The sequence below is a fragment of the Microbulbifer sediminum genome (assembly GCF_021729035.1).
Taxonomy (GTDB): domain Bacteria; phylum Pseudomonadota; class Gammaproteobacteria; order Pseudomonadales; family Cellvibrionaceae; genus Microbulbifer; species Microbulbifer sediminum.
The window spans coordinates 14,828-27,599 of the sequence record NZ_JAJSAP010000001.1 but is presented as its reverse complement, the minus strand read 5'-3'; the positions used below and the strand labels follow the sequence as shown (position 1 = coordinate 27,599).

Sequence of the window (12,772 nt, the reverse complement as noted above, 5' to 3'; positions counted from 1 at the left end):
CAGACCAGAGTGCCCGTTCGCCCAGCGCCCGGGTATAAGTGAGGTTCCGTGAGCGATCTGATACCGACCAGGGAAGAGCAGGAAGGCGATGGCGAAGTCCGCTACCGCATGCTCTACGAGTCCGACGACAAGGTTTATACCCGCCATATTCGCGGTTTCTTTACCCGCGTGCGCAAGTACACCGGCCTGCCGCTGCTGGCTGCATTCTTTTTTATCCCGTGGCTGACCATTGAGGGACGCCAGGCGGTCCATTTTGACCTGCCCGAGCGCAAGTTCCACATTCTCTGGACCACTTTCGGTCCCCAGGATGGCTTCCTGCTGGCCTGGTTGCTGATTATTGCCGCCTTTGCATTGTTTGCGGTCACCACCTGGCTGGGCCGGGTATGGTGCGGTTTTACCTGCCCGCAGACGGTCTGGACCATGATGTTCATGTGGGCCGAGCGGGTGTGCGAGGGCGACCGCAGCAAGCGCATGAAACTGGATGCGGCGCCGTGGAGTGCGGAGAAAGTGCTGCGCAAGGGGGGCACCCATGCCATCTGGCTGTTGATTTCCTTTGCCACCGCACTCGCCTTTGTTGGGTATTTTTACGGTATCCGTGACCTGGTCGTGGACCTGGCAACCTTCAGTGCCCATCCCCAGGGCGCTTTCTGGACCGCGTTCTTTACCCTGGCCACCTATTTCAATGCCGGTTTTATGCGCGAGCAGGTGTGCAAGTACATGTGCCCCTACGCCCGCTTCCAGTCGGTGATGTACGACAAGGACACCCTGGCGGTGTACTACGATGCCGACCGCGGCGAAGTCCGTGGCCCGCGCAAGAAGGGCGTCGACTACAAGGCCGAGGGCATGGGCGACTGTATCGACTGCTACTGGTGTGTGCAGGTCTGCCCGGTGGATATCGATATCCGCGACGGCATGCAATATGAATGCATCAACTGTGGCCTGTGCGTGGATGCCTGCAACAGCGTGATGGACAAGATGGGCTACCCTCGCGGCCTGATCCGCTTCACCTCCGAGGACGAGCTGGAAACTGGCAAAACCAACTATTTCCGCCCCCGATTGTTTGGCTATGCCTTCGTGCTGCTGGCAATGATTGGCCTGTTTACCCAGCAGGTGGTGACCCGCAGCCCCGTCGAGGCAGAGGTCCTGCGGGATCGCGGAGCGCGCATGTACCGCGAGTACCGTGGTGACATCCAGAATGTCTATACGGTCAAGATCAACAATATGGACCGTGCTGGTCACGAATTCACCATTCGCGTCGAGGGCGAGGAAGGGTACGATTACTCCCTGCGGATGCCGCGGGAGATCTACCTGCAGGAAGGAGAGATCTATTCCGTGCCCATTCGCGTGAGTGTCCCGAGGGAGCAGCTGAGGGACACCAAGCACAATATCTCCATTATTGTGCAGGCGGTGGACAACCCGGAGCTGATGGACCGGCATCGCACGGTCTTTATCGGGCCGAAGCAATAGGGTCCCGGTACCCAGGTCGGGAAGACCGGCAGTATTTCCTGATTCAAAATGAGCGTAAATGTGACTGAACACTCCCCTAAATCCAGCCCAAGGCCATGGTATCGCGAGCCCTGGGCATGGATGGTGCTGGCACCGCTGATCCTGGTAGTGATTGCCTCTACCGTCTTTGTATCGATTGCCGTGCGCTTTGCGGACGATACGGTCAGTGATACCTATTACAAAGACAGCCGCATGTACCACTTCAGTGAGGAGCAGGATCGCCGCGCGGAAGAGCTGGGCCTGGCCGGGCTGGTGAAATTTGCCAGCGGCGACAAGTTAGTGACCCTGGAGCTGAACGGCGACCTGGAGTACCCGCAACAGCTGCTGCTTACCCTGAGCCACCCGGTGGAAGCCGATATGGACCGGCACATCCTGCTCGAGGCGACCGGGCCCGGGCGCTATCGGGCCAGCCTGCCGAAAGCGCTCAAGCACCGCTGGTACCTGCGCCTGATGCCCGAGACCGACCCCGGCCGGCACTTCGAAGCCGAGTGGCGCCTGAAGGGCGAAATCAATTTTGACCTGGGGGACGCCGCCCCCCTCAATCCGGCCCGCTAATGGCCGATCGATCCTGCTTCCACTGTGGCTTGCCGGTTCCGGCGGGCAGCCGCCACTCGGTACTGATCAATGGGACCGAGCAGCCTATGTGCTGTCCCGGATGCGAGGCCGTGGCCGGTGCTATTGCGGCCGGGGGGCTGGATAACTTCTACCGGTACCGCGATGCGACCAGCGAGCGACCCGATGTTGTGCCGCCGACGGAGCGCTGGGCCGCCTACGACCTGCCCGAGGTGCAGGCTGACTTTGTGCGGGACTGGGAGGGTGACCTGCGTGTGGCAAGCCTGCTGGTGGGCGGGATCACCTGTGCTGCCTGTGTCTGGCTTATCGAGCAGCACCTGGGCAAGATTCCCGGGGTGGAGAAGGTCTCGGTGAATGCCAGTACCCACCGCGCGCGGGTGGTTTTCAATCCCGGGGAGGTGACTCCCGCTACATTGTTCACGGCGTTGGCGGATATCGGTTACCGGCCGGCACCGGCCACTGCAACCGGAAGTGAGCAGTTGCTGCTGCGGGAGCGGCGCACCGCACTGCGCCGTTTGGGCGTGGCCGGCCTGGGCACCATGCAGGTGATGATGTTCGCCATCGCACTCTACTTTGGCGAGAGTTCCGGGATAGAGGCGGAGCTAGAGCGTTATTTTCGCTGGGTCTCCCTGCTGGTGGCGACCCCGGTGGTCTTCTTCGCCGCACAGCCATTCTTCCGCGGCGCCTGGCGAAGCCTGCGTAACCGCCACCTGAGCATGGAGGTGCCGGTGTCGCTGGCGATAGGCCTCGCTTATGTCTCCAGCGTGTATGCGACGGTGTTCGATACCGGTGAGGTGTACTTCGAGTCCATCTCAATGTTCACCTTTTTCCTTTTGCTGGGCCGCACCATTGAAATGCGCGCACGTCACCGTGCCGGGCTCGCCAGTGGCGGGCTGGCCCAGCTGTTGCCGATTACTGCCGCACGCCTCGAGGGCGACGGGGAAGCGCAGGTGCCGGTTGCCGCGCTGCGGCCGGGTGACCGTATCCTGTTACGCCCCGGGGACACCATTCCTGCCGACGGGGAAGTGCTGGAGGGCAGCAGTGGTGTGGACGAGTCACTGCTTAGCGGTGAATCGGCATTGCAGCAGAAGCAGGCTGGCAGCCGCGTTTTTGCTGGCAGCGTCAATGGTGATTCCTCGCTGACAGTCCGAGTCACCGCGGCCGGAGAATCCACCCGCCTGTCCGCCATTGAGCGGCTGGTGGAGCGGGCCCAGCTGGAAAAGCCCCGCCAGGTGGCCCTGGCGGACCGGGTGGCTGGCTGGTTTGTGGCGGCGGTGTTGCTGGCTGCAGGCGGTGCCTTTCTTTTCTGGTGGCTGGTGGAGCCGGCGCGGGCCTTCTGGATCGCCCTTTCGGTGCTGGTGGTCACCTGTCCCTGTGCACTTTCCCTGGCAACGCCGGCGGCAATGGCGGCGGCAACGTTGCGCCTGCAGCAGCTGGGCCTGCTGGTCGCGGGCGGCAGTCTGCTGGAAACCCTGCCGCGCATTACCCGCGTGGTGTTTGACAAAACGGGCACACTGACCCGTGGAGAGCCCCGCATACTGGATATCCGCTGCCTGCGTGAAGGCTGGGATGCCGGACAGGTGCGGGATGTGGCGGCGGCGCTGGAGTCCCACAGCAACCACCCCCTGGCGCGGGCGTTCCGCGCGTGGCGCGGGAATGCAATGGCCTCTGGCGTGCAGGTCCATACCGGGCGCGGGCTGGAGGGATTTGTGGGCGGCAGGCGGCTGCGACTCGGGCGTGCGGATTTTGCCGGGCGGGATGAGCCATTGCCGGCACAGGAAGGCCAGTGGCTCCTGCTCGGTGATGATGACGGCGCCATTGCATGGATAGCCATTGGCGACCGGCTGCGCGGGTCTGCGGTACCGGCGGTTGAGGCCCTGGCAGGTCAGGGACTGGCTGTGGAGTTGCTGAGCGGCGACCAGTCGGCCGAAGTGGCGCGTATGGCACAGGCTGCCGGCATTGACGAATACCGTGCCGGTGCGGCGCCGGAGGACAAGCTGGCGCGGGTACATGAACTGCAACGCAGCGGCGAGCGGGTGCTGATGGTGGGTGACGGGCTCAATGACGTACCGGTACTCTCCGGTGCCGATGCGTCGGTGGCGCTGATGTCCGCCGCGGACCTGGCGCATTCCCGCGCCGATGCCATCCTTCTGCGGGGCGACCTGCAGGTGCTGCCGCAGGCCCTGGCGCTGGCCCTGCGGTGTCGCCGGGTGGTGCGCCAGAACCTGGGATGGGCGCTGGGTTACAATGCGCTGGCGTTACCGCTGGCCGTGTGCGGCCTGGTGCCGCCCTGGATGGCGGCGCTGGGTATGTCGGCCAGCTCCCTGGTTGTAGTCCTCAACGCCCTGCGCCTTTCGCGCTGGCAGCCGCGGGCGGTGGCGACCCGGGTCGGGGCGGAAGTTGAAGCTGTGCTGGACAGCGGGAGGTAAAACGATGGAAAGCCTGTATTTCCTGATTCCCATTGCGATCCTGTTCGTGGCGGCCGCGGTCAAGCTATATTTCTGGGCTGTGAATAACGGCCAGTACGACGACCTGGAAACCGAGGGGCGGCGCATCCTGTTTGATGACGACGATCCGCTCGACCCGACGCGGGCCACGCCCCCCGGGGCATCCAGCGCCCAGCCGGATTCCCGCGAGGAGGCAGAGCGGTGAACGGGGAGTGGGGATTCCTGGCGGCGGCACTGGCGATCGGCTTCCTCGGCAGCAGCCACTGTATCGGTATGTGTGGGGGAATCTCCGGCGCGCTGGGCATGGCAGTGCCCGGTGGCCAGCCGGCGTGGAGCCGGCTACTGGGTTATTCGGCCGGCCGCCTCGCCAGTTACTCATTGATGGGAGCCGTGGCCGGGGCGCTGGGGGCCGTAGCCCTGCCGGCGCTGGGGCCGATGCGAATATTTGCCGGGGCGATGCTGATCGCCATGGCGCTCTACGTGGCCGGCTGGTGGCGTGGCCTGGTGTGGCTGGAAAAGGGTGGGGCACGGCTCTGGCGCCATGTGCAGCCTTTGTCGGCACGTTTGCTGCCGGTGCGCTCCACGCCCCAGGCGGTGGCCCTGGGTTCCCTGTGGGGCTGGTTGCCATGCGGGCTGGTGTACAGCGCGCTGACTTTTGCGCTGGCGCAGGGGAGTGCCCCGCGTGCGGCCCTGGCCATGTTCGCCTTCGGGCTGGGCACGGTGCCGGCGGTTGTCGCCAGCGGCGCGGCGGCGGCGCGGGTCCGCGGCCTGGTGCAGCGACCATCGGTGCGCCTGGTGTTCGCGGGGCTGATCCTGCTGTTTGGTATCTGGACCATCTGGGGCGGCCTGCCCCACGGAAGCCATGCCGGTCACGCTGCCATGTCATCACAGGAATCCCCTGTGCAGGGCGCTGGCGGCCACCACCACCATGACTGACTTCTTCCGGGACTCCGCGGTTACCCGCCTATAGGCTCGGGCTAGGCCCGGTCGACAATCTCGTTGTGCCCGGCTCGTGTGGCGCAGTGGGCACAGCAGAAAAAGTCGCCGCCGGCTTCCATGCCGTGCCCGAGTATGCGGCAGTTGCACTGGGCGCACCGGGGGGCGAGGGCCTGGATCGCGCACTCGAAACTGTCGAATGTGTGGTCCTCGTCGCCGATGGTGATCTTCATGGTCTTGTCGTATTCATTGCCGCAGGTTTCACACTGGTTCACGCTGTCATCCTCCTGAAGTCATACCTCGTTGGGGCCCGGCTGGGCGTGGCTGTTAGTCAAGGGTAGGTGGAATACCCTGGCCCGGGTCTCAATTGGAGGGGCAGCAGCGCCAATTTACGACCGGGCTTCCCCCGGGGAGCCCCCTCGTTCGCCCGCACTTCGGTTTACACTCTACGAGGCCATAAACAAGTCGAGGGATTTGCCATGAGCAAGGGTGACGAGAAAAGCGCATACGAGGACAAAGTCGCGGCGCAGTTGAAGGAATGGAACGCAAAAATTGACGAACTGGAGGCCAGGGCAGATAAGGCTGAGGCGGATGCCAGGATCAAGTACCGCGAGCAGCTGGATGATGTGCGCAAGAAACGCGACGACCTGCGCCACAAGCTGGATGATATGAAGAGCAAGAGCGGCGCCGCCTGGGACGAGGTGAAAGGCGGCGTGGAGCGGGCGTGGGACGAGCTCAAAAGGTCCGTCGACCATGCCCGGGATCGGATGAAATAGCCATCTGCCCCGGGATGGCTCCGGGGGCCGGTCTTCACTCCATTTCGATTCGCAGGGACAGGTCCACAGCGCGTAGGTGCTTGGTGAGGCTCCCGGAAGAGATGTAATCGACATCGAGCCCGGCGAGCTTCTCCAGCCGTGTGTTGTCGACGCTGCCGGATATTTCAATCTTTGCCCGCCCCCTGGCCAGCTCGATGGCAGTGCGAGTGTCCGTATCGGAAAATTCGTCCAGCATGATGACATCCGCACCACTATCCAGCGCCTGGCGCAGCTCGTCCAGGTTCTCCACCTCGACTTCCACCAGCGCGCCCGGCTTGATCACCCGTGCCTGGGCCACGGCCTGGTCAATACCCCCGGCGGCAGCGATGTGGTTTTCCTTGATCAGGAAAGCGTCGTACAGGCCAATGCGATGGTTGTGGCAACCGCCACACAGCACCGCGTACTTCTGTGCACTGCGCAGGCCGGGTATGGTTTTGCGGGTGTCGAGTATCTTGATGCCGGAGTCCCCCGCCAGGCTGGCGTACGCCGATGCCGTGGTGGCGGTGCCGGAGAGGGTCTGGAGAAAATTGAGTGCGGCGCGCTCACCAGTCAGGATGCTGCGCGCGTTACCCTGCAGCTCGAAAATCACCGCGTCTGCCGGAACCTGATCGCCGTCCTGGAAATACCAGTGCAGCTGTAGCGACGCATCGAGCTGGCGGAACACCTCCTCAACCCAGGGGCGGCCGGCCAGGGTGCAATCCTCCCGGGTGATCACCCGGGCGCGGGCCTCCCGGTCAGCGGGGATCAGTTGGGCCGTAATATCCCCATCGCCCACATCCTCGCGCAAGGCAAGGGTGACCAGTTGCTGTAAATCCTCCAATAGGTTGGGGATGGTGGTATCTCTCGGGTGCATAGACGGGACCTCAATCGTGACGGCGCAAGTTTAACAAAATAGCGGGCGTCGGGGCCCGTTGAGGCGAATCCGGGGCTGCGAGTGCTATTGAGGCACAACTGTGACTGGGGTCGCAAATGCAGGTAAACAGTCATTTTATTCCCATGCCCGCGCGCTAGAATGGCCATGAATTCATCGCGCGGGGCAACGGACGCAGCTTCCACCGTGCGAATCACAACCCGGGATCCGATAACAGAGGATTGGCCAGGTCCCCGGTCTGCGCGCCCCGGCGTGAGACCGCGAGGGTGCAAGGAGTGGTAAGCGACGTGCCAATGGAAAAGCCGGACAAGGTGCTGTCTCTCGACAATGCGAGGAGCCGCGTAGAGTCGGGAGAGACTGTCTCGAAAATCAACCCGTCGGGGGCGATCCTCGATGCGTTGACCGAGCGCGCGCGGGAGTTGCTGCTAGGGCAACTGAAGCGGCTGTTCGGGCGTGTTGATGACTCCCTGTTTGCGATGGCCGAACGGGCGCACGGGCAGGCCGAGCAGGATGGCCTGTTCCAGGCCCTGCGATTGTTGCGGGTGGAAAGGCGTAATATCACCCGGCGTTTCGACGAAAATCTCAGCGACACATTCAGCCTCAAGGATATTGGCCCCCCCGAGCGTGAAGCCGACTCTCGCAGCGGGCTGTCGCTGGTGCACAATGACGAACTCGAACAGCTGGTGGCCGTGGATACCATGGTCAACAACGCCAGTCGCGAGTTCTCCCCCATCATTTCCGAGCTTTGCCTGCGTTTTGACACGCTTTACAAGAGCAAGGTTTACGAGAAGAACCTCCCCATCGGGCCTTTAGCCCTCTGCGATGCCTTTGTCGCTGCAATCTGGCCGCTGGATATCCATATTCGCGCCCGCCTGACGCTGCTCAAGAAATTTGAGCTCGAAGTCATGCAGCAACTGGGGCCGCTATATGAGAATTGCAATCGCCTGTTGGTGGAGCGCGGGGTGCTGCCGGATCTTCAACAGCGCCGCCAGGTGAAGAAAGAGCAGGGGGCAGTGCCCGACTCCCCCAGGGAGCGGCAGTCCACGGAGACTGGTAGCTCCCAGGTGGGCACAGCAACTTTGGGGTCCGCGACCGCCCCGGGACTGCGGCCAGGACTGGTTCCGGCCGGCAGCGGTCTCGCACCGATGCCGGTGCCGGACCTGCTGGCTCACCTGGGCGTCCTGCAGGAACTGGTGCCGGGCCAGGAGAATGCGGAGCTCAAGCCCCTGGACGTGGCAGCCTTATTGCAGCAAAGGCTGCAGGACGCCGACCAGGCTGCTTCACTGGCCAAGGCGGACAAGGATGTCATCAAGCTGATGGAGATGCTGTTCTCGTTCATTGTTGAGGACCGTAACCTGGCGGCACCGGTAAAGTCCCTGCTCAGTCGCCTGCAGTTGCCGCTTTTGAAGGTCGCTATCGCCGACCGGACCTTTTTCAGCAAGGCGGGACACCCGGCACGTAAACTGCTCAATGAAATGGCTGATGCAGCCACTGGCTGGCATCCTTCCTCCGATGTCGAGGACGACCCCCTGTATCGGGAAATGCGCGCGGTCGTCGAGCGGGTGACAGCCGAGTTCGACGAGGACGTTGGCCTGTTTGAAGCCTTATTGGATCAGTTCCGCAGTTTCGTGCGCAATCAGCGCAGGCGTGCACAGGTACTGGAACAGCGAATAGTCGACGAGGCAGATGGCCGGGCCAGGGCAGAGGCCGCCCGGGCGAGGGTCGAGGCCGTGATGGAGGCTCTGACCGATGGCCGAGACCTGCCGCCGGTAGTGAGTGACTGGCTGGAAAAGGTATGGCGGCGCACACTGTTTCTTACCTGTGTCAACCTGGGGCCCGACAGCGAGGCCTGGAGCAACGAGGTGCGGACCGTCCGCGACCTGGTGTGGAGTGTGCAGGTACCGATGCCCGACTATGCCCGTCAGCTACAGGCCCTGCTGCCCTCATTGCAGGGACGCCTGCGTGACAGAGTACAGGCCATATCCCTGAACCCGTTTGAGGCGCGGCGACTGTTCGCAGGCCTTAAGGAAATATATCGCTACAAGGTTGATACTGCCCGGGCTGCCATCGAGCGCCGGGAGCATCCGCCTGGGCCTGAACCGCTACAGGGAAGCGACACGGGTAATGCCGGTGACAATCCCACCGAAGCACCGGCCGGGACTGAAGGGCGCGATAACCTTCCCCAGGTGGAGGAACTGGAGCAAGTAGCGGCAGCAGCCGACCCGGTAGAGGCAAGGATATGCGACGACGAGATGCCGGCCCTGCCGGAGGACGACCCTCACTGGATGCAAACGTTTCGCCTCTCCCAGGGCAGCTGGTTTGAGCTGCACCGAAGCGAGGAGGAGCAGTTACGGTGCCGGCTGGCGGCGGTTATCCGGGATATTGAGCAGTTTATTTTCGTCAATCGCAACGGTGCCAAGATTGCGCAGTTCACACGTCTGGAGCTGGCATACGCCTTGCGCCGCAGCCAGCTGATCCCGATGGATGACGGCATGCTGTTTGAACGCGCGCTGCAGTCGGTGATTGGCAGTGGCCGGCGCAAGCGCGACGAGCACGCCTGATCTGCATTTTGCGATCGACCGGGTCGGCCGGCACGCCTGGAGCCCTTACAGGAACTGGGTGGTCACGACGACGCTCGAACACCTGCCAGCCCCCCTTTCCTGTCGGCACTCCATTTCTTCTCTTTTTTCTCAATATGACTGGTACGATCGTGCTAATTTGGCGCCCCAGTTAGTTGCCAGGACTGACTTTACTTCTAAATGTGGAAAAAAATCGACTAACTTGGCGTTAAAGTGCCCCCCCGGACCTTGCCAAACCACCGCCAGTGGCGGATATTTCAAAAGTGCACGAATACCGATAAAAGTGTGACCTGTGTCAGGTTTTTGATCCGGACTTCTTTCTGAAGGAAGACGCGTTCGGGAGCCGGCCCCGATCACCGATATGTAACCCGAAAGAAAAACATTAAGGCCGGGGCCGCGTCCTGCGGAATCCCGGTAAACGGAATTTGCCCGAGTCAGGAAGACGATTTGAGGCCTTTATGAGCACTGATGAATTTCCCCGCGTTGTCAGCTTTTCACCTGGCCAACGTGGCCGCGACGTCGTTCCCCAGATCAAACTTCCCCGCGAGGCCATTGCTGTGCGCGATTCCGCAGTGAGCTGGCTGTTTGCGCGCATGAAGGAAGTGTTTGCTGCAGTTGATGACAGCCTGTTCGAGACGGCGGAAAAAGTGCATCGCCAGGACGAGCAGGACGGTATCTTTCAGGCGTTGCGTACACTGCGGCTCGAACGACATCGGCTGATCGACCGGTTTGTTAACCTGGTGGGCCAGGGCTTCGGGGAAATTGCCGTTACTGACACTGGCGACGGCACCCTGGAGGAAGCAGAGGAATCGGCGGAAACGGGGCTGGCGCTGGTCCAGGATGAAGACCTGGAACAACAGGTGGCCCTGAAAGGCATCATTGCTGCCGCACGCCGGGACCTGGCCAGCCCGATTGCCGAACTGTCGCTGCGGCTGGATACGCTGCTGCCGGTAAAAGTCTACGACACCACTATGCCGCTGGCGCCAGTGGCCATCTGCCGCGCCCTGCGCAAGGCACTGCAGCCACTGGATATCCACCTGCGGGCACGCCTTATCGTCCTGAAAAAATTTGAGAAGCTGCTGGCCTCGCGGCTGGGAGAACTGTACGGCAAGTGTAACCAGCTCATGATTGAGAGAGGGGTGCTGCCCGACCTGAAGGATCCCCTGCTGTTGCGGCGGGCCAGGGCACGGGGTTCGCGTTCAGCGCCGCCAGCAACGGGGGCGGGGGACCGAAATACGCCTGCCAGCCAGGGGGCTCCCGCGGGAACTGCCACATCCGGAACGAGCCATGGGGTTGGCAGTGCAGGCCCCGGTGGCTTCGGGGACGCAGGCGGCGCGCATTCGCCCGGTTACCAGGGCAGTGCCCCGTCCGGTGGCCATGGGCCCGGCGGTGTGCAGGGGGACGGCGGTTACGGCCTGGTGCCGGCGGCCCCGGGGGTCGCTGCCATGGCGACGCCGGACCTGCTTGAGCATCTGGGGCAACTGCAGGTAACCGTGCCGCTGGAGGCTTCGTCTATCGGCTCCGTACTGAATGTCAATACGTTGCTGGAACAGCGGCTGGTGCAATCGCGGCAGAAGGCCTCGCTGGAAGAGCTGGATACCGAAGTCATCCGCATGGTGGACATGCTGTTTTCCTTCATGCTGGAAGACCGCAATCTGGCCGAGCCGGTCAAGGTACAGCTGATCCGGCTGCAGCTGCCCCTGCTCAAGCTGGCGGTGGCTGACAAGACATTTTTCAGCAAGGGCGGCCATCCGGCACGTCGACTGTTCAATGCGCTCGCCGACGCGGCAATTGGCTGGCAGGCCAGGGAAAACTACAAGGAAGATCGCTTTTACCGAGAGGTCTGCCTGGTTGTCGAACGGGTGCTGCGGGAATTCGACAGCGACGAGGGCGTCTTCGACGAACTGCTGGAAAATTTCGATAAGTTTGTCTCCCGTGAACGGGTGCGTGCCCGCATCATGGAAAAACGCACACTCGATGAAGTGCAGGGCAAGGCCCGCATCGAGGCGGCCAAGGCGCGTGTGGGCGCGGTATTTGAGGCGCTGACCGCCGAGCGGCAGCTGCCCAGGATTGTCCATATCTGGCTGAACCGGGTTTGGAACAACGTCTTGTTCCGGGCCTGCCTGAAGGAGGGTACTGACAGCGAGAACTGGCGGCGCAGTGTATTGACCGCCCGGGACCTGGTCTGGAGCGCCGTGGCCCCCATGCCGGAAAGCGGCTTCAAAATGCAGCAGCTGCTGCCGGGGCTGCGCAAACGGTTGCGGCTCGGGGCAGAGTCTCTGTCCATCAACAAGACCGAGTTGCAACGCCTGCTGGGCGGCCTGGATGCGTTTTACCGCGAGCGGCAGAACCTCGCCGACCGGGTCGAGTCCGAGCGAGAACGGCGCACCCGCGAACGCCTGGTGCAGGAGCTGCTGCGTGAGGCGGACAGCGTGATGCAGATCCCGGCGGTGCACCCGGGCGAGGACGCTGATCCCTCACCGGCCGTGGAGCAAGTGGCTTGCGCTGGTACCAGTGAAGAGCAGCTGGCGGCTGTTATGCCGGAGAATGGGGAGCTGGAAGACAGCGAGACAGACCTGCCGGCCCCGGAAGAGCTGGATCGCTTGTCCCGGGAGGCGGTGCGTCCCGCGCAGGTGGACCTGCCGACACTGGCGAACACCGACGAGCACTGGCGCCAGACCTATCACCTCAAGGGCAGCTGGTTTATGTTGCAGCCCGTGGAGGGCGTGCCTGTACGCTGTCGCCTGGCGGCGATCATACGGGACCTGGACCAGTTCATGTTTGTAAACCGCAGTGGCGTGAAGGTGGCGGTCTATTCGCGCCTGGAGCTGGCCCACGCGCTGCGTGAAAGCAACCTCAAGCCTCTCGAGGACGGACCGTTGTTCGAGCGGGCGCTGCGCTATGTCGTCGGCAATATCGGCGAGATTAAGCTTGCGGTTGACGTGGATGCCCCTGCCGGGGAGCCGGTCAGCTAGATACCGGAATACCCGCTACCCCGGGTATCCATATGGCAATGCCCCTGGTGCTTCCCTAGAATGACCTGCA

10 protein-coding genes are annotated in these 12,772 nt (G+C 62.9%); 8 read left to right on the top strand and 2 right to left on the bottom strand.

Going from position 1 to position 12,772, the window contains the following annotated elements; genetic code table 11:
- Positions 1-48: 48 nt before the first annotated feature.
- Genes ccoG through LVD11_RS00105 form a run of 5 tightly spaced genes read left to right on the top strand, consistent with a single transcriptional unit; the run spans position 49 to position 5,462 of the window.
- A complete protein-coding gene (gene ccoG / locus LVD11_RS00125; RefSeq protein WP_237054717.1) occupies positions 49-1,467 on the top strand; it encodes a cytochrome c oxidase accessory protein CcoG in 1,419 nt (472 codons plus the stop codon).
- A gap of 60 nt (positions 1,468-1,527) precedes the next feature.
- Positions 1,528-2,061, top strand: coding sequence for a FixH family protein (locus tag LVD11_RS00120; protein ID WP_237054715.1), 534 nt, complete (start codon positions 1,528-1,530; stop codon positions 2,059-2,061).
- Positions 2,061-4,508: a heavy metal translocating P-type ATPase gene (locus LVD11_RS00115; RefSeq protein WP_237054713.1), complete on the top strand. Its 2,448-nt coding sequence runs from the start codon at positions 2,061-2,063 to the stop codon at positions 4,506-4,508. The genes LVD11_RS00120 and LVD11_RS00115 overlap by 1 nt, the downstream gene beginning before the upstream one ends.
- A 4-nt stretch (positions 4,509-4,512) precedes the next feature.
- Complete coding sequence (gene ccoS, locus LVD11_RS00110; RefSeq protein WP_237054711.1) at positions 4,513-4,731, top strand: cbb3-type cytochrome oxidase assembly protein CcoS; 219 nt, start codon at positions 4,513-4,515, stop codon at positions 4,729-4,731.
- On the top strand, positions 4,728-5,462 hold the full coding sequence (locus LVD11_RS00105) for a sulfite exporter TauE/SafE family protein (RefSeq protein WP_237054709.1): 735 nt from the start codon (positions 4,728-4,730) through the stop codon (positions 5,460-5,462). The genes ccoS and LVD11_RS00105 overlap by 4 nt, the downstream gene beginning before the upstream one ends.
- 41 nt (positions 5,463-5,503) lie before the next feature.
- On the opposite strand, the gene LVD11_RS00100 is transcribed toward LVD11_RS00105, so the two are convergent.
- On the bottom strand, positions 5,504-5,737 hold the full coding sequence (locus LVD11_RS00100; protein WP_237054707.1) for a metallothionein: 234 nt from the start codon (positions 5,735-5,737) through the stop codon (positions 5,504-5,506).
- Positions 5,738-5,941: 204 nt separating this feature from the next.
- Here LVD11_RS00100 and LVD11_RS00095 point away from each other — a divergent pair, with 204 nt between their 5' ends.
- A complete protein-coding gene (locus LVD11_RS00095) occupies positions 5,942-6,238 on the top strand; it encodes a sll1863 family stress response protein (protein WP_237054706.1) in 297 nt (98 codons plus the stop codon).
- A 34-nt stretch (positions 6,239-6,272) separates the two neighbouring features.
- Here LVD11_RS00095 and nadC read toward each other — a convergent pair whose 3' ends face one another.
- Complete coding sequence (gene nadC, locus LVD11_RS00090; protein ID WP_237054704.1) at positions 6,273-7,130, bottom strand: carboxylating nicotinate-nucleotide diphosphorylase; 858 nt, start codon at positions 7,128-7,130, stop codon at positions 6,273-6,275.
- A gap of 311 nt (positions 7,131-7,441) precedes the next feature.
- Between nadC and LVD11_RS00085 the strand changes: the two genes are divergently transcribed.
- Both LVD11_RS00085 and LVD11_RS00080 read left to right on the top strand, forming a co-directional pair.
- Positions 7,442-9,709, top strand: a complete 2,268-nt coding sequence (locus tag LVD11_RS00085) for a DUF1631 domain-containing protein (RefSeq protein WP_237055749.1) — start codon at positions 7,442-7,444, stop codon at positions 9,707-9,709.
- A gap of 476 nt (positions 9,710-10,185) precedes the next feature.
- Positions 10,186-12,702: a DUF1631 domain-containing protein gene (locus LVD11_RS00080; protein ID WP_237054702.1), complete on the top strand. Its 2,517-nt coding sequence runs from the start codon at positions 10,186-10,188 to the stop codon at positions 12,700-12,702.
- The last annotated feature ends 70 nt before the right edge of the window (positions 12,703-12,772 follow it).

What these genes read in the sequence shown, in the direction of transcription:
- LVD11_RS00085 (WP_237055749.1), top strand. Translation starts at nt 7,442, where the DNA reads ATGGAAAAGCCGGACAAGGTGCTGTCTCTCGACAATGCGAGGAGCCGC.
- nadC (WP_237054704.1), bottom strand. Translation starts at nt 7,130, where the DNA reads ATGCACCCGAGAGATACCACCATCCCCAACCTATTGGAGGATTTACAG.
- LVD11_RS00080 (WP_237054702.1), top strand. Translation starts at nt 10,186, where the DNA reads ATGAGCACTGATGAATTTCCCCGCGTTGTCAGCTTTTCACCTGGCCAA.
- LVD11_RS00095 (WP_237054706.1), top strand. Translation starts at nt 5,942, where the DNA reads ATGAGCAAGGGTGACGAGAAAAGCGCATACGAGGACAAAGTCGCGGCG.
- ccoS (WP_237054711.1), top strand. Translation starts at nt 4,513, where the DNA reads ATGGAAAGCCTGTATTTCCTGATTCCCATTGCGATCCTGTTCGTGGCG.
- LVD11_RS00115 (WP_237054713.1), top strand. Translation starts at nt 2,061, where the DNA reads ATGGCCGATCGATCCTGCTTCCACTGTGGCTTGCCGGTTCCGGCGGGC.